Source organism: Phaeobacter porticola, assembly GCF_001888185.1.
Taxonomy (GTDB): Bacteria; Pseudomonadota; Alphaproteobacteria; order Rhodobacterales; family Rhodobacteraceae; genus Phaeobacter; species Phaeobacter porticola.
In genome coordinates this window covers 1,424,827-1,440,834 of the sequence record NZ_CP016364.1, presented here as the reverse complement: position 1 = coordinate 1,440,834, position 16,008 = coordinate 1,424,827, and the positions used below count along the sequence as shown (strand labels likewise).

The 16,008-nt window shown below is 60.1% G+C and carries 14 protein-coding genes; 10 read left to right on the top strand and 4 right to left on the bottom strand.

Annotated features, from left to right (window positions below):
* Positions 1–13 precede the first annotated feature (13 nt).
* The 6 genes from miaA to PhaeoP97_RS06985 all read left to right on the top strand — a co-directional run bounded on the left by miaA (position 14) and on the right by PhaeoP97_RS06985 (position 8,858).
* Positions 14–886 (top strand): tRNA (adenosine(37)-N6)-dimethylallyltransferase MiaA, encoded by an 873-nt coding sequence (gene miaA / locus PhaeoP97_RS07010; RefSeq protein ID WP_072504465.1) that lies wholly within the window; start codon positions 14–16, stop codon positions 884–886.
* A 257-nt stretch (positions 887–1,143) separates the two neighbouring features.
* Positions 1,144–1,968: a helix-turn-helix transcriptional regulator gene (locus PhaeoP97_RS07005; protein WP_072504464.1), complete on the top strand. Its 825-nt coding sequence runs from the start codon at positions 1,144–1,146 to the stop codon at positions 1,966–1,968.
* A gap of 401 nt (positions 1,969–2,369) precedes the next feature.
* The gene (locus PhaeoP97_RS07000; RefSeq protein ID WP_072504463.1) at positions 2,370–4,034 is read left to right on the top strand and encodes an ABC transporter substrate-binding protein; all 1,665 of its coding nucleotides are present in this window, start codon (positions 2,370–2,372) and stop codon (positions 4,032–4,034) included.
* A 131-nt stretch (positions 4,035–4,165) separates the two neighbouring features.
* Positions 4,166–5,218, top strand: coding sequence for an ABC transporter permease (locus PhaeoP97_RS06995; RefSeq protein ID WP_072504462.1), 1,053 nt, complete (start codon positions 4,166–4,168; stop codon positions 5,216–5,218).
* A gap of 14 nt (positions 5,219–5,232) precedes the next feature.
* The gene (locus PhaeoP97_RS06990) at positions 5,233–6,675 is read left to right on the top strand and encodes an ABC transporter permease (protein WP_072504461.1); all 1,443 of its coding nucleotides are present in this window, start codon (positions 5,233–5,235) and stop codon (positions 6,673–6,675) included.
* Positions 6,676–6,770: 95 nt separating this feature from the next.
* Positions 6,771–8,858 (top strand): dipeptide ABC transporter ATP-binding protein, encoded by a 2,088-nt coding sequence (locus PhaeoP97_RS06985; protein WP_072504460.1) that lies wholly within the window; start codon positions 6,771–6,773, stop codon positions 8,856–8,858.
* A 77-nt stretch (positions 8,859–8,935) separates the two neighbouring features.
* Here the strand turns inward: PhaeoP97_RS06985 and PhaeoP97_RS06980 are convergent, their stop codons facing one another.
* Positions 8,936–9,316, bottom strand: coding sequence for a hypothetical protein (locus PhaeoP97_RS06980; protein ID WP_237028992.1), 381 nt, complete (start codon positions 9,314–9,316; stop codon positions 8,936–8,938).
* Positions 9,317–9,558: 242 nt separating this feature from the next.
* A complete protein-coding gene (locus tag PhaeoP97_RS06975) occupies positions 9,559–10,143 on the bottom strand; it encodes a lytic transglycosylase domain-containing protein (protein ID WP_072504459.1) in 585 nt (194 codons plus the stop codon).
* Positions 10,144–10,483: 340 nt separating this feature from the next.
* On the opposite strand from PhaeoP97_RS06975, the gene ssb reads away from it, so the two are divergent.
* Entirely contained in the window at positions 10,484–11,023 is a 540-nt protein-coding gene (gene ssb, locus PhaeoP97_RS06970) for a single-stranded DNA-binding protein (RefSeq protein WP_072504458.1), read from the top strand.
* A 224-nt stretch (positions 11,024–11,247) separates the two neighbouring features.
* On the opposite strand, the gene aroB is transcribed toward ssb, so the two are convergent.
* Together aroB and PhaeoP97_RS06960 are read right to left on the bottom strand one after the other, a co-directional pair.
* Positions 11,248–12,363, bottom strand: a complete 1,116-nt coding sequence (gene aroB, locus PhaeoP97_RS06965; protein ID WP_072504457.1) for a 3-dehydroquinate synthase — start codon at positions 12,361–12,363, stop codon at positions 11,248–11,250.
* 14 nt (positions 12,364–12,377) lie between these two features.
* Positions 12,378–12,968: a shikimate kinase gene (locus tag PhaeoP97_RS06960; RefSeq protein WP_072504456.1), complete on the bottom strand. Its 591-nt coding sequence runs from the start codon at positions 12,966–12,968 to the stop codon at positions 12,378–12,380.
* Between the two features lie 81 nt (positions 12,969–13,049).
* Here PhaeoP97_RS06960 and PhaeoP97_RS20430 point away from each other — a divergent pair, with 81 nt between their 5' ends.
* From PhaeoP97_RS20430 to PhaeoP97_RS06950, 3 genes are read left to right on the top strand one after another with little or no spacing between them, the layout of a single operon-like run.
* Entirely contained in the window at positions 13,050–13,199 is a 150-nt protein-coding gene (locus PhaeoP97_RS20430) for a hypothetical protein (protein WP_192849685.1), read from the top strand.
* Positions 13,189–14,934 (top strand): hypothetical protein, encoded by a 1,746-nt coding sequence (locus PhaeoP97_RS06955; protein ID WP_072504455.1) that lies wholly within the window; start codon positions 13,189–13,191, stop codon positions 14,932–14,934. The genes PhaeoP97_RS20430 and PhaeoP97_RS06955 overlap by 11 nt, the downstream gene beginning before the upstream one ends.
* 26 nt (positions 14,935–14,960) lie before the next feature.
* Complete coding sequence (locus PhaeoP97_RS06950) at positions 14,961–15,971, top strand: tyrosine recombinase (RefSeq protein WP_072504454.1); 1,011 nt, start codon at positions 14,961–14,963, stop codon at positions 15,969–15,971.
* The last annotated feature ends 37 nt before the right edge of the window (positions 15,972–16,008 follow it).

The following is a 16,008-nucleotide window of genomic DNA, read 5'->3' as shown; positions in this document are numbered from 1 at the left end:
CAGGACCCTAACTATGACGCCGCCGACCTCCCTGCCAGACATCCCCGCCGACCGTCCGGTGCTGATCGCTGGCCCGACCGCGTCTGGAAAATCGGCCCTCGCCCTTCAGATTGCGCGCACCCAGGGCGGTGTCATCGTCAACGCCGACGCCAGCCAGGTCTATGACTGCTGGCAGGTCATCACCGCCCGCCCCGCCCCCGAGGAAGAGGCGCAGGCGCCGCATCTGCTTTATGGCCACCACCCCTATGACGCCGAGTATTCCGTCGGTCATTGGCTGCGCGAGGTGCTGCCGCTGCTCAAACAAGGCCCGCGCCCGATCATCGTTGGCGGCACCGGTTTGTATTTTTCGGCGCTAACACAGGGGCTGGCCGAGATCCCCGCAACTCCTGCGGAAATACGTTGTGACGCTGACAGGTTATCACTGGAGGAGATGCGCGATGTATTGGACCCCGCAACCGCTGCCAAAATCGACCTGCAAAATCGCGCCCGCGTGCAACGCGCCTATGAGGTCCTGACCACAACCGGGCGCGGACTTGCCGATTGGCAGGCCAATACCCCCCCACCGCCACTGCCGATCGCGGAATGTACGGCCATTGTTTTTGACACAGACAAAGACTGGTTGGAGGGCCGCATTCGCCGCCGTTTCGACGCCATGATGACTGCCGGTGCGATGGATGAGATTGCCGCCATGCAGGATCGCTATGATCCCGCCCTGCCCTCTTGCCGGGCAATTGGTGTGCCAGAGTTGATGGCGCACTATCAGGGGCAGATATCCGAGGATGACGCCCGCGAGCGCGCCTCGATCTCGACCCGGCAGTTTGCCAAACGACAGCGAACCTGGTTTCGCGCCAGGATGAAAGACTGGATCCAGCACCGCCCTGCCTAGGATCTCAGGCCTGTCCAGCCGACAGATCACTTCTGCCCCACAGCGCCGCCTGCCGCGCGGGCTTCGCAAGATCTCGCTGATAAAGCGCGGAGATCCGCTGACCGTGCGGAATGCGCACTTAATTGCCCATTCTTAGGCTGGATCGGGACAATTCTATTAAATCCTTGGGCAAATTTCGGCAAAAACTTGCCAGAATCAATTTTTCATGCCCATTTGCGCGCACCGAAAATACGAGCAGCACATACCATACCCATCTTATGCCATTTGACCCAACCCATATCGGCGAGATCACTGTCGCACCGCTGTCGCAGCTGACTCCTGACGGGTCATGGCAGATCGAGCTGGCGCATGATATTTCAGACCACTTGCTGATTTGGATCACTCGCGGTCAGGGTCGCGTCTTTCTGAATGGGCAACAACGCGGGTTTGGCCCCCAAAGTGTGATCTTTGTGCCAGCCGGAACGCTATGGTCGCTTGAGCTTGGTCGCCAATGTATCGGTCAAGTGATGACCGTTCCGGCTTCTACTCCGATGGACTTCCCAGAAACGGCAGAGGCCCTGCGCATCCCCGACGCACAGGATCAGGCCGTGATCAACAGTATGTTCCAGGCGATGCAAGCCGAACAACAGGATCGCCCGGCGCTATGGTACCGGGCGATGCAGGCCCATGGCACGCTGATTGCAATCCACATTCGACGCCTGATGGCCGGACGCAGTGGCAGCCGCCCAAAGCCAACCGCGGCACAACGCTTGGCGCAGGGGTATTGCGGGCGGATCGTGGAATGCTACGCGCAACACGCCAGCATGGCCGATCATGCCGCCGCGCTAAATGTCACGCCGACCCATCTGACCCGTGTTTGTAAATCCGAAACCGGCAAAACGGCCGGCGCGCTGCTCACCGAACGCCAGCTTCATGCCGCCCGTAACCTGCTGATCATGTCCGAACTGCCGATGCGCGATATCGCCGCCACATTGGGCTTTGGCAGCGCCGCGTATTTTACGCGCTTCATTACCCAGCACACCGGCGAGACTCCAAGCCGCCTGCGCAAACAGGCCCGAGACAAGCTGAAACGCAGCGCCTGATCCCGCTCGCATCCGCGCCGACCAATATCGCGTCGCATTGCCCCCACATGTCCATGCGCGCGCCATACCCGTCTCTCGGGTCGCGCTGAATGGGCAATACAACCTGCACTCCGATTGCCCCCAAATGATTGGGATTCAGACCGAATCCAGACTGGGCATATCTGCCCAGTACTAAGACCTTCGGATTGGAGTAAAGGTAAGAAAAGCTTAAAACGACACTCCAAATGTCGCAAAATACATATATAGTGACGATATCTTGCGTTGACCTCGTGCCCAATCTGGGGCCGAATGTCCGAACGGGGAAACAATCGTTAATCATAGCACCACCAAAGGCATCGACAGGCCACATCGGCCCGCCGTCCCAAATCCAAAATATCTAGCGGTGCAACAGGGAGAGCCACATGACAAAAGACACCATCACCGGGACTGACATCCACCCGGCGGCAAAGATGTATGCGACGGAAACGCTTGCCGGTAAGATGGATCGACGCGAATTCATGGCCCGCGCGACGGCCCTCGGTCTCAGCTCGGCCGCCGCCTATGGCATGCTTGGGCTCGACGCGCCGGTTCAGGCCGCAGGCCACATGCAGGAAGGCGGCACCATGCGCATGCAGATGCTCGTCAAGCCTCTGAAAGATCCGCGCACCTATGACTGGTCCGAAATGGGCAACGAAAGCCGCGGCACGCTAGAGTACCTTGTTGAATACAACAATGATGGCTCGCTGCGCGGCATGTTGCTGGACAGCTGGGAAATCAACGAAGATGCCACGGTCTACACACTTAATGTCCGTCAGGGCGTCAAGTGGAACAATGGCGATGATTTCACCGCCGAGGACGTGGCCCGCAATATCGCCGGCTGGTGCGACAAAGGCATGGAAGGCAACTCCATGGCCGGCCGTTTTGGCACATTGATCGACGAAGAGTCCGGTCAGGCCCGCGCCGGTGCGATTGAAGTTGTGGACAGCCACACCGTACGCCTGTCCCTGCCCACGTCTGACATCTCGCTGATCCCAGGCATGGCAGACTATCCAGCCGCAATTGTTCACTCCAGCTTTCAGACCGAAGACTTCACCGCCAATGTCGGTACCGGCCCCTATAACCTGACCGAGCTTGAGGTCGGCGTGAAGGCCACGCTGGAGCGCAACGAAGATCACACGTGGTGGGGCGAAGAGGTTTTTGGCCGCCCGGCGCTGGACCGCATCGAATATATCGACTTTGGCACCGATTCCTCGTCCTGGCTGGCGGCGCTGGAATCCGAAGAAGTCGACATGCTCTATGAATCGGTTGGTGAATTCATCGACGTGATGGATGGCCTTGGTTACCAGAAATCCGAAGTTGTTACGATGGCCACCATCGTTGTGCGCCCCAACCAGCTGGCTGAGGTGGATGGCAAGCAGCCTTACGCCGACAAACGCGTACGTCAGGCGATTTCCATGGCCGTTGACAATGCGGTCTGCCTGGAGCTGGGATATGGCGGTCGCGGTGAACCTGCGGAAAACCACCACGTCGGTCCCATCCATCCCGAATATGCCGAACTGCCCGCCCGCAAGGTCGATCCCGCAGCGGCAAAGGCGTTGATGGAAGAAGCCGGAATGATGGATTTCGAACATGAAATCATCTCCATCGACGATGACTGGCGCAAGAACACCACCGATGCGGTCGCAGCGCAGTTGCGCGATGCTGGTTTCAAGGTCAAACGCACCGTGCTGCCCGGCTCCACCTTCTGGAACGACTGGGTGAAATACCCGTTCAGCTCCACCAACTGGAACCACCGCCCATTGGGCGTTCAGATCCACGCGCTGGCCTATCGTTCGGGTGAGGCTTGGAACGAATTTGGCTGGTCCAACGAAGAATTCGACGGCCTGCTGACCGATGCGCTGGCCATCGCCGATGCGGACAAGCGCCGCGAAGTCATGGCCAAGATGGAAGCCATCATTCAGGACGAAGGTGTCACCATCCAGCCTTACTGGCGCTCGCTCTACCGCCACATGCGCGAAGGTGTCGCCGGGGCCGATATGCACATCTCGTATGAACATCATCACTATAAATGGGGTTGGTCGGCGTAATTTTCGCCGATACCACAGCCCGCGCCTGCCCTTTCGGGGCAGGCGCTGCCAGCTCAGCCGCAGTCGGATTTCTGGTGTAGCGCAGTCTCTGCGTTGCCCCGACCGCGCGTGCCAGACCAACAGGACTTTGCATGGGACTCTTTATTCTGCGCCGCACGGGCGTGATGATCCTGACGGCGCTCTGCCTCACCTTCATCGTGTTCCTTCTGACCAATCTCTATCCGAACCTCGAAAAACTAGCCAAAACCGAGGGCAACTTCCGCATGTCGGACGAGGCCGTCGCCAGCTGGCTGGATAAAAACGGCTATCTTCAGCCGATGCCGGTGAAATATGGCCAGTGGTTGGGGGTGCTGCCCGGCTGGACGACAGTCACCGACGCGGGCGTCACCGGCCGCTGCATTGCTGGTGTTGCCACGCCGGAAGAGGCCGAGGCCGCGCCGTTGTTCTGCGGTGTACTACAGGGGGACTGGGGCTATTCCACCAGGTTTAAGGATGGCGTCTGGGATATCATCGAGGTTCGCCTGGGCAATACCGCCTATCTGATGATGTGGGTGCTGATCGTCATGGTGCCATCAGCGCTGCTGATCGGTGTCCTGGCCGGCATGCGCGAAGGCTCTGTCACCGACCGATCACTTTCCACGGCCTCGATCCTGACCACCGCAACACCGGAATATGTCTCCGGCGTGATTTTCATTGCCGTCTTCACCTCCTCAGCTGTTGGCCTCAAATGGTTCAAGGGCACCGCGACCTCAGCGATGAAAGAGCCAACGTTTGAGAATTTCTTTCTGCCGGTGCTGACCATCGCGCTCTATGGGATTGGCTATATCGCCCGAATGACCCGCGCCTCGATGACTGAGGTGATGACCGCGCAATATATCCGCACCGCGCGGCTCAAGGGGGTCAGCTTTCCCAAGATCGTCATGCGCCACGCTCTGCGCAACGCGCTGATTGCGCCTTTCACGGTGATCATGCTGCAATTCCCATGGCTTTTGAACGGCGTGGTCATTGTCGAAACCCTGTTCAATTACAAGGGCTTTGGCTGGGCGTTGGTCGAAGCGGCGGGCAACAATGACATCGAACTTCTCTTGGGGGTCTCGGTGGTCTCCGTTGTCGTGGTGCTGCTGACGCAGCTAATCTCTGACATCGGCTATGTTTACCTTAACCCACGCATCCGGATTTCCTGAAGGAGGAACGTACAATGGACCCTCTCAACTGGACCGGGAGTCTCTCATTTCTAAACCCAGTGCTAATCCTTGCATTGATTGCTCTGGCATTTTCGATCGTCGCTTGGCTGGTGCTTAGCGTTGTGACCACGGGCCGCACTGCTGTGGTGAATTCCCATGGCAGCGCAGGCCTCGCTGCGACGCCTGACATGCTGGCGGGACGTGCGGTACACTACAGTTTTCTGACCGTCACCACATTGGTCGTGGTCTATATCGTCTTTGGACTGCTGTTTGGCGCCAGCGGTGGCATCGTAGGTGCCATGGCACGGTTGCTGCTGCCGGTATGGACAGCGCTGATCCTGCTGTTTGTCTTCTCGATCACCTTCAAGCGACGTCTTGGTCTTTATGGCAAGTTGTTTGACAGCCCCATCGGCATGATCGGCTTTGGTTTGGTAATGTTCTGGGTTTTCGCGGGCGTTCTCGGTGCCATGGATCTGATCGCACCGCATGACCCGCTAGCGCAGGTTTCTGGCCTTAAGAACAAGCTGCCCGGCACACCGTTGCCCGGTGCCGAGGCCGACAGCGGCATCGCCGCCTGGTATCTTTTGGGCGGTGATAACCTCGCCCGTGATGTCTTTAGCCGATTGATTGACGGCGCATGGGTGGTGGTGCAGATCGCGCCTCTGGCCACGCTGTTTGCCTTTATGGTTGGGATCACACTGGGGCTGCCTGCGGGGTATTATGGCGGTCTGTGGGATACGGTGCTGTCCTTTATGGCCAATCTGATCCTCGCCTTTCCAGTGATCCTGCTGTTTTATCTGCTGGTCACACCCGAGATCATCGAAACCGGACTGCCGCAATATATCGCTGTGGTGCTGTTTGCTTTTCCTCTGATCTTTATCGGCGTGCTGATCCATTCACGGTTTCGCACGCGGCCGCAGCACAATGCACTGTGGCTGGCGCTGGTGTTGGTCCCGGGCGCCATCATCTATCTATCGTTGATCAATGAGACCGGGTCCAAGATCGATTTCTGGCCCGTCGATCTCTTTGACGTGCCCGGCGGCATTCTGGTGGTGTTTGTGTCGGTGGTGTTTGTGAATTCGCCCACGGTTTTCCGCATTGTGCGCGGCCTGACGATGGACATCAAAACCCGCGACTATGTGGCCGCAGCCCAAACACGCGGAGAGCGGCCTTGGTACATCATGCTGTGGGAGATCCTGCCGAACGCCCGTGGCCCGTTGATCGTCGATTTCTGCCTGCGCATTGGATACACCACCATCCTGTTGGGAACTTTGGGGTTTTTCGGGTTAGGCCTGCCGCCCGAAAGCCCGGACTGGGGCAGCACGATCAATGACGGACGCAAGCTGCTGTCGATCTATCTGCACCCTGCGCTGCCACCAGCGATTGCCCTGCTGACACTGGTTCTGGGGCTCAATCTTCTGGCAGACGGCCTGCGCGAAGAAAGCCTGAGGGATTGAAGTGAACGTACCGGGGGCGCTGCCCCCGGACCCCCGAGATATTTGGAGCTGGAAGACGCCTTTGCGGTGACAACTGGCCCACCAGGGAGACCAAGATGAACAAACTGGCAGAGTATGACGGCCCGATACTGGAAATCGACAAGCTGTCGATCTCTTTCTTTACCCGACTGCGGGAGATTCCTGCGGTGATGGATTTCTCTGTTGCCGTGCAACCCGGCGAGGCCGTGGGGCTGGTCGGGGAATCTGGGTGCGGCAAGTCTACGGTGGCGCTTGGCGTTATGCAGGATCTGGGCAAAAATGGGCGCATCGTTGGCGGCTCCATCAAGTTCAAGGGCCGTGATCTGGCGACCCTCAGCCCGGATGAGCTGCGCGACATTCGCGGCAATGAGATCGCGATGATCTATCAGGAGCCGATGGCCTCGCTGAACCCAGCGATGAAGATCGGCAAACAGCTGATGGAAGTGCCGATGATCCATGAGGGCGTCAGCAAGCAAGAAGCGTATAACCGCGCACTAGAGGTGGTGACCGATGTGCGCCTGCCCGACCCCGAACGTATGCTGAATTCTTTTCCGCATCAGCTGTCGGGTGGCCAGCAGCAGCGCATCGTCATTGCCATGGCGCTGATGTCGAAACCCTCGCTGCTGATCCTGGATGAGCCCACCACCGCGCTGGATGTGACAGTTGAAGCTGCTGTTGTCGAATTGGTCAAAGATCTGGGCAAGAAATACGGCACCTCGATGCTGTTCATCTCGCATAACCTCGGCCTGGTGCTGGAGACCTGCGACCGCCTGTGTGTGATGTATTCCGGCGAGGCGGTGGAGCGCGGCTCCATCCATGATGTATTCGACGAGATGCAACATCCCTATACACAGGCGCTGTTCCGGTCGATTCCGCTGCCGGGCGCGGACAAGAACGCCCGCCCACTGGTGGCAATCCCCGGCAACTTCCCGCTGCCGCATGAACGCCCCCCCGGCTGCAATTTTGGCCCACGCTGCGATTATTTCGAGGCCGGGCGCTGCGATGCGCAAGAGATCCCGATGGCAGCAGTGCATGGCAATGACCGTCATCACACCCGCTGCCTGCGCCACGCCGAAATTGACTGGAACGCGCCGATCAAAGCCGCTGAGCAAAAAGAAAAGCCCGACGTGGGCAAGGTTGTGCTCAAGATCGATAATCTGCGCAAATACTACGAGGTCTCGGCCAATGCGCTGTTCGACAGCGGCGCGCGCAAGGTGGTGAAGGCCAACGAAACGCTGAGCTTTGAGGCCCGCGAGAGCGAAACCCTTGCCATCGTCGGCGAGAGCGGCTGCGGCAAATCCACCTTTGCCAAGGTGTTGATGGGACTGGAGACCGCCACCGATGGTGAAATCCAGCTGGATGGCAAAAACATTGAAGCCACCCCAATCGAGCACCGCGACACCCGCACGGTGTCCGATGTGCAGATGGTGTTCCAGAACCCGTTTGACACGCTGAACCCGTCGATGACCGTGGGCCGTCAGATCGTCCGGGCGCTGGAAATCTTTGGAATCGGTGACAGCACTGCCGCCCGCCGGGAGCGAATGCTGGAACTGCTGGATCTGGTGAAACTGCCCCGTGCCTTTGCCGATCGGATGCCGCGCCAGCTGTCAGGCGGTCAGAAACAGCGCGTTGGCATTGCCCGCGCCTTTGCTGGTGGCGCGCGTATCGTTGTCGCCGACGAACCGGTCTCGGCGCTGGATGTGTCGGTGCAGGCCGCCGTCACAGATCTGTTGATGGAAATCCAACGCAAGGAAAAAACCACGCTGCTGTTCATCTCCCATGACCTCAGCATCGTGCGGTATCTGTCGGACCGGGTCATGGTGATGTATCTCGGCCATGTGGTCGAACTGGGCACCACCGATCAGGTGTTCTCACCCCCCTATCACCCCTATACCGAAGCGCTGCTGAGCGCGGTGCCGATTGCCGATACCAAAGTGGAGAAACGCCACATCGTGCTGGATGGCGATATCCCATCTGCGATGAACCCGCCGCCCGGCTGCCCGTTCCAAACCCGGTGCCGCTGGAAATCCAAGGTCGCAGGCAACCTCTGTGAGATAGAGGTTCCGCCGGTGCGCATGTTACAGGGTGGCCATCAGGTGAAATGCCACCTCAGCGATGCTGATCTGGATGAAATGGAGCCAGTGATCAAGATCGCGGCAGAGTAGCAGGCGGCAATTCATCAGGCCCAGTATTCAGACCCAGTATTCAGGCGCGCCCGCATCTGCGCGCGCCTGGGCACCGCTCAGCTGAGCAGCAGCATGACGATAATCAGCAGGTTCATCGAAGAAAATTGCATCAGGCGTGGCATCTGGCGGTACCGCAGCGCGGCGACAACGGCTGCCACCAGTGACAATCCAGCCCCGGCCAAGGCGGCACTGCCAATGGCCAGCCCCATCGTCCCGGTGCCCGGCCCCCATGGCGAACTGGGGGTGTAGATCCCTTTGAGCCCGACCCCGATCAGAATGCCCAGAATTGCCCCCGCCAGCGTGTATTCCACTCCACGGATCGCCAATGACGGGCGCTCTGCCATAACGCTGTCAACGATCTGTGGCGATGGACCCGCCTGGGGCTGCCATTGCATCTGGGCAAGACGTTCGTCAAAGCGCTTGATAGTCACCGGCATATTCCTCTTCTGTACCTTCGGGAATAATTGACAAAAGATTAAGGCAACTTTCTGGCGGCATAACGAAGTTAACGCGGCATTAAGGGAAATTATCAGGAGATTAACAACGCATCCCCTATTGACGGCAAAAGACCGCTTACAGCCCATTCTCACATGCGCAAATCCCTGCCGAGCGGCCCATTCCATATTCGGTGACATATGCCGGATCAGCCGCGCCGCGATACCAGCACGACCCTGCGCAATCAGCTGCCCCAGATCTTCTTCACGTAATTCTGGGTTTCGCGGTAGGGCGGCACACCGCCATGTTTGCGCACCGCTTCCGGGCCTGCGTTATAGGCTGCCAGCGCCAGACGCCAGGACCCGAACTTGCGGTATTGTCGCGCCAGATAGCGCGCACCGCCTTCCAGGTTCTGCTTGGGGTCAGTGGCATCCACGCCAAGCGCCTTGGCGGTGGCCGGCATCAGCTGTGCCAGACCCAACGCACCTTTGTGGGATTTCGCACTTGGGTTCCAGCCGCTTTCCTGTTGCACCAGCCGCAGGAACAGGTCTTCGGGCACGCCATGTTTCTGCGCTGCGGAGCGCGCCACATGCAGATACTCACCCCGATATTTGCCGCTGTAGGGAAGGCTGCCATATTTCGACGGGGTATGAATGGTCGGCGGCTGTAGGCGGATTGAATTCTTATACTGACCAGCGGCGCGTTCATCCAGCACACGGGCGTGCGATGCAAACAGCTTGCGCTGACTTTTTGTGCTGAACATATCAGCCATCGCCATCTGGCCTACGATACCTGCGACCAGACCAACCCCCATCAACAGCTTAAACATGAATACCGCCTACCCTGCCCCAATTGCGCGAAACTATAGCTGGATTAACTAAAAAGAAAAGCACCTTGGAAGCCCCGTGCCATACGCGCCGTAGTCGCAGATTATCGCGCCCGCCTGCCGCGATGTAAAATGCACAGATCAGTTACGATATCGCCATCAGCCGACTTTCATGTACCGACCGGGAACGATACTGTGGCCGCCAACCCGGCGCGACCAGATTCGGACCGGATAGAATTCATACCCTGATGGGGCACGCTGAAATCGCTTGGTTGGAGGTTATGCAACATCCGACCGTGGCCCAATTTCACGCCCCAAAGACCAGACCAAGAGGACAGACCCCATGGCAGGCTCAGTCAACAAAGTAATCCTGATCGGCAACCTTGGCCGTGACCCCGAAGTGCGCAGTTTCCAGAACGGCGGCAAAGTGTGCAACCTGCGCATCGCCACCTCGGAAAACTGGAAAGATCGCAACACTGGCGAACGCAAAGAGCGCACCGAATGGCACTCTGTTGCGATCTTCAACGAAGGTCTGGTGCGCGTGGCAGAACAATATCTGCGCAAAGGCTCCAAGGTTTATATCGAAGGCCAGTTGCAGACACGTAAATGGCAGGATCAGAGCGGTCAGGACCGTTATTCGACCGAGGTCGTCCTACAGGGCTTTGGCTCTACCCTCACTATGCTGGACGGACGCGGCGAAGGCGGTGGCCAAGGTGGCAGCGGCGGTGGTAGCTATGGCGGCCAGGGTGGCGGCGGCAGCTATGGCGGCGGCGGTGGTTACGACAGCGGCAGCCAGGGCGGTGGCAATCAGGGCGGCGGCTTTGGCGGCGGCAGCCAGGGCGGCGCATCGCATAACATCGACGACGACGAAATCCCGTTCTAAACACCGCAGAATTATCTGCACAGCTGAATATGCAGGTCCGTCGCGGATCTGCATATTTTTTTACGTCCAAGCTTGCGCCTTGGCCTGACACAGCCAGGGCCTGACACGCTCAGAACACATCGCACCTCTGCAAATGCGAAACAGCCCCCACCTCTTGGCGGGGGCTGTGGTCAGCGCATCATGCGTACCGTGTGCCTTGCGCGGCCGGTCAGCCTGGCATCACATCAGGGCTTTTGCGTCAGCGCATCGCTCAGCACAGTCAGGACAGCATCCTGCGGTACGTCAGCAGTCACAAAAGCCTGACCAATGCCGCGCGCCAGAATAAACCGCAGCTGACCGTCGACCACTTTTTTGTCCTGCCCCATCAGCGCCAGCAGCGCCGCCGCATCGGGCAGATCGCCGGGAATGTCGGACAGGTCGGTTTTCATGCCCATCGCCTTTAGATGCGCGCGCACCCGACTGGGGTCTTCCTGGCTGCACAGACCCAGCCGCGCCGACAGTTCAAACGCCAGCGCACAGCCAATTGCCACCCCTTCACCGTGCAGCAGCCGGTCGCTATAGCCGGTTGCCGACTCCAGCGCGTGACAGAAGGTATGACCAAGGTTCAAGAGCGCGCGGTCGCCCTGCTCGGTCTCATCTCGCACGACGATATCGGCCTTCATCTGAACCGAACGCGTCACCGCCTCGACCCGCGCCGCCATATTGCCCGCTGCCAATGCGGGTCCGTTTTCTTCAAGCCATGCGAAAAACTCCGCATCACCCAACAGCCCGTATTTCACCACCTCGCCATAGCCCGACAGAAAATCGCGCGGCTGCAAGGTTCCCAGTACCGAGGTATCCGCCAGCACCAGCGCAGGTTGATGAAACGCTCCGATCAGGTTCTTGCCCTGTGGCGCGTTGATGCCGGTCTTGCCCCCGACCGAGCTGTCGACCTGCGCCAGAAGCGAGGTCGGGATCTGCACGAACCGCACCCCGCGCCGCAGCACCGCTGCCGCAAAGCCCGCAAGATCACCAATCACACCGCCCCCAAAGGCGATGACGATATCACTGCGCTCCACCTTCTGTTCCAGCAGCCATTCCACCGCCCGGCTGAACTGCGGCCAGGCTTTGGTGCTCTCGCCCGGGGGCAGCGCCAGTGCCTGCATCTCAATGTCAGCACGCGCCAGACCGGCCCGCAACGCTGCGAGGTGATGTGCCGCAACAGTCTCATCTGTCAGCACCGCCACCTGCGGGCGGCGCAGCATCGGCCGCAGACGGGCGCCCACATCAGCCAGCAGATCCGGCCCGATCACCACATCATAAGCGCGCTCTCCCAGCGCAACATGGACCACACGTTCCATCGCGTTCTCTTTCCTCATACCCAGTCCAGCACATCCGGGTGCGCGCGCAGCGCCTCGACCACCCGACCCGCCATATCATCAATCGACGCCTGCCCGTCTGACACCACTGTCAAATCGGCCTTGGCATAATACGGCACCCGGTCACGGTAGAGCCCGGCCAATGTCGCATGGGGATCATCGGTGCGCAGCAGGGGTCGCGTATCGCGATGCTTCACCCGGCCCCACAGCACATCCAGATCGGCCTGCAACCAGACCGCGATGCCGCGCTCTGAGATAATATTGCGGTTTTCTTCAGACAGAAAAGCGCCGCCCCCCGTGGACAGCACACAGCGTTTTTCATCCAGAAGACGCCGGATCACCTGTCGCTCCTTCTGTCGAAAGAACGGCTCACCATCGCGGGCAAAAATTTCCGGGATGGTGCGGTTGGCTGCGGTTTCGATTTCGTGATCGCTGTCTAGGAACGGGGCTTTAAGACGCGCCGCCAGGGCCCGCCCCACGGCGGTCTTCCCCGCCCCCATCATCCCCACCATCACGATGGTTTTTTTCAGCGCTCCGGGCACCCGGCGGTCACCCGCGCCACTGAGTGTTTGCTCTTTTTCGCTCATTCTTCAGTGAATGACGTGATATTGCTAAAAAGGCCATATATAACTTGCACAAAAGCCAAAGAAGCAGTCAGCGGGACACCCATGGGGCGATTGATCAAATATCTACTTTATATTGTTATTCTGGCAGCGATCGGATTGGTGATCTATGCCTATGTCGGACCGTGGTTTGGGGCTGATTTTGATGCCCCCACCGCAGAGGTCCGCAAACCGGTGGTATTGAATGCCGACTAGACCACAACGCAGCGAGTCATCTGCTGCCGTATTGTCTTTCAGATCCCGCGCCATCGGCGTGGGGCCTGACCAACCGGCTGGGCAATCACGGTTCAGCCCAAGCCGCCGTGGGCTGAACCTGACGTTGTGTCTTGGGCTTTGCGCGGGTTTCACACTTGCAGGCCCCGCTCCGGCCCCGGCGCAATCACCCGCCGCACCCGCAGCTGTGCAGCCCCTCCAGACGACATCCAAAGCCGCCCCAAAAACGACCCCGACCAAGGCACCCACACCGCAGGATCCGCTGGCGGCAATCGACTGGCTGGCGACACCTGCGCCCGACGCAGGGTTGCCGGGAACTGTTCTGCTGGAGCCGCCCGTTGCCGACACCGCCCGCCGCCCAGAGATAACCGTCACCCCGTTGGCCAGCCTGGTGACACCCATCGGGTTGGTAAAACCTGCCTCAACCGGTCTGCCCGTCGATCTCTGGCGCGGCAGCAACGCGGATGAGGTTGCCGCCCTGCTGGCCAGTGTCCACGTGCAGAAATCACCCGCGATGCAATCGTTGATGTTCACGCTGCTGCTGTCGGAAACCCGTCCTCCGGTTGAGGGCGGCGAGACCCTGCTGCTGGCGCGGCTGGACCGGTTGATGGATCTCGGCGCACCCGATCCCACGCAGGCGCTGGCCGAACAGGCCGACCCAGATCGCACCAAGGCGCGTTTCAAACGCTGGTTCGATGCCACATTACTGACCGGAGATGAGCAGAAGGCCTGCATCACCCTGCAAGTCAAGCCACATCTGGCCCCGGATTATGCCGCCCGCATCTTCTGCGCCGCCCGGCTGGGGGACTGGCCCACCGCCGCGCTGCTGCTAGAGGCCGCCCATGCACTGGAGCTGGTGGACAACCGCCAGCTTGATCTGCTCGACCGTTTCCTCAACCCAGATATCTTTGAAGATGCCGCCCCGCTGCGCGCGCCGAAATCGCCCGATCCGCTGACCTTCCGCCTGTATGAGACCATCGGAGAGCGTCGGCCCACTGCCAATCTGCCACGCGCTTTTGCCGCGGCGGATCTGCGCGATGTGGCCGGTTGGAAGGCCCAACTGGAAGCCGCCGAACGGCTGGCCCGCATTGGCGCGTTAAATCCCAATCACCTGCTAGGGCTCTATAGCGCCCGCTCGCCTGCCGCCTCGGGCGGGATCTGGGACCGGGTTGCAGCGCTGCAACGCTTTGAAACCGCGCTTGAAACCGGCAGCAGCGAGGCTGTGAGCAAAACCCTGCCCAAAGTCTGGCGCGCCATGAAGGCGGCGCAGATCGAAACCGCTTTTGCCGATCTCTTTGCAGATTCGCTGGCGCGGATTCCCCTTGACGGCAGTGCCGAAGAACTGGCCTGGCGCATCCGCCTCCTGGCCCCCACCTATGAAACCGCCTCTCACAGTCAGCCACAAACCCGTGGCAAACATGCCTTTCTCGCGGCCGTGGCACAGGGGATCCCTACGGCTGATCTGGCCCACACCGGGGTGGAACAGGCCATCGCCGCCGCCTTTGGTCCCGAGAGTGCTGCACCACACAAACTGCAACGGCTTTTGGACAACGGCCAATTGGGTGAGTCGATCCTGCGCGCAATGGATCTCTTTGCACGGGGAGCCGATGGCAATCTTGGCGATCTTACGGATGCGCTGACGACCTTCCGTGCCGTTGGCCTGGAAGACACTGCCCGACGCGCCGCGCTCCAGCTGTTGTTGCTGGACAGGCGCTGACGTCGCGCCATGAAATACCCCCGCTGATGACCCCGCCCGCCAACGCTCCGCAGGATGACCTGCAATGGATTGCCACCTTTCTGGATGCGCAGGCCGCAGATCTGGGCGCGGCGCATAATACGCTATTGGCCTATGGCCGCGACCTGAAGGACGCGGCCTCTTGGCTGAAACACAAACGTCTCGCCTTTGGCACCGCCAACCGCACCGATATTGAGGCCTATCTGATCTCTTGCAATGCGGAAGGGCTGTCGCGCGCCACCCGTGCGCGCCGCCTCTCTGCAATCAAACAGATCTATCGCTTTGCCTTTGACGAAGGCTGGCGCAGCGACAATCCCGCGATCCAGATCAAAGGACCGGGGCGACAGAAAGCCCTGCCCAAAACGCTGGAAGTGATCGAGGTGGATCGCCTGCTGGACGCCGCGCGGCAATCCGGCCGTAACCTGTCGGACCGGCTGCGCAACACCTGCATGATGGAGCTGCTGTATGCCACCGGCATGCGGGTAAGCGAGCTGGTCGGCCTGCCCGTCGCCGCCGCGCGGGGCGATCCGCGCATGTTGCTGGTGCTGGGCAAGGGCGGCAAAGAACGTATGGTGCCCCTGTCGCCGCCTGCCCGCGATGCGCTTGCGGTCTGGCTGTCGGTGCGCGATAAAACGGATGAGGCTGCCGTTGCCAAAGGGGCAGCGCCATCGCGTTTCCTGTTCCCCTCACGCGGGAAATCCGGCCATCTGACCCGGCATCGGTTTTATCTGCTGATCAAGGAATTTGCGGTCACCGGCGGCATCGCGCCCGAGGCTGTCTCTCCCCACACCCTGCGCCACGCCTTTGCCACGCATCTTCTGACCAATGGGGCCGATCTGCGGGCCATTCAGGCGCTGCTGGGCCATGCCGACATCGCCACAACCGAAATCTACACCCATGTACTGGATGCCCGGTTGAGCGAGCTGGTGCTGGAACATCACCCGCTTGCCCGCCCCGCCGGGAGCCCGCCAGATCACGCAGCCCCCCTGCACCCGGACGACACAGAATCCGACGACTAAAGATAAATACAGCATCTCAGGCTGCGACATGCCATCC

What these genes read in the sequence shown, in the direction of transcription:
- miaA (WP_072504465.1), top strand. Translation starts at nt 14, where the DNA reads ATGACGCCGCCGACCTCCCTGCCAGACATCCCCGCCGACCGTCCGGTG.
- PhaeoP97_RS06990 (WP_072504461.1), top strand. Translation starts at nt 5,233, where the DNA reads ATGGACCCTCTCAACTGGACCGGGAGTCTCTCATTTCTAAACCCAGTG.
- ssb (WP_072504458.1), top strand. Translation starts at nt 10,484, where the DNA reads ATGGCAGGCTCAGTCAACAAAGTAATCCTGATCGGCAACCTTGGCCGT.
- PhaeoP97_RS06995 (WP_072504462.1), top strand. Translation starts at nt 4,166, where the DNA reads ATGGGACTCTTTATTCTGCGCCGCACGGGCGTGATGATCCTGACGGCG.
- PhaeoP97_RS06980 (WP_237028992.1), bottom strand. Translation starts at nt 9,316, where the DNA reads ATGCCGGTGACTATCAAGCGCTTTGACGAACGTCTTGCCCAGATGCAA.
- PhaeoP97_RS07005 (WP_072504464.1), top strand. Translation starts at nt 1,144, where the DNA reads ATGCCATTTGACCCAACCCATATCGGCGAGATCACTGTCGCACCGCTG.
- PhaeoP97_RS06985 (WP_072504460.1), top strand. Translation starts at nt 6,771, where the DNA reads ATGAACAAACTGGCAGAGTATGACGGCCCGATACTGGAAATCGACAAG.
- PhaeoP97_RS07000 (WP_072504463.1), top strand. Translation starts at nt 2,370, where the DNA reads ATGACAAAAGACACCATCACCGGGACTGACATCCACCCGGCGGCAAAG.
- aroB (WP_072504457.1), bottom strand. Translation starts at nt 12,363, where the DNA reads ATGGAACGTGTGGTCCATGTTGCGCTGGGAGAGCGCGCTTATGATGTG.
- PhaeoP97_RS06955 (WP_072504455.1), top strand. Translation starts at nt 13,189, where the DNA reads ATGCCGACTAGACCACAACGCAGCGAGTCATCTGCTGCCGTATTGTCT.
- PhaeoP97_RS20430 (WP_192849685.1), top strand. Translation starts at nt 13,050, where the DNA reads ATGGGGCGATTGATCAAATATCTACTTTATATTGTTATTCTGGCAGCG.
- PhaeoP97_RS06975 (WP_072504459.1), bottom strand. Translation starts at nt 10,143, where the DNA reads ATGTTTAAGCTGTTGATGGGGGTTGGTCTGGTCGCAGGTATCGTAGGC.
- PhaeoP97_RS06960 (WP_072504456.1), bottom strand. Translation starts at nt 12,968, where the DNA reads ATGAGCGAAAAAGAGCAAACACTCAGTGGCGCGGGTGACCGCCGGGTG.
- PhaeoP97_RS06950 (WP_072504454.1), top strand. Translation starts at nt 14,961, where the DNA reads ATGACCCCGCCCGCCAACGCTCCGCAGGATGACCTGCAATGGATTGCC.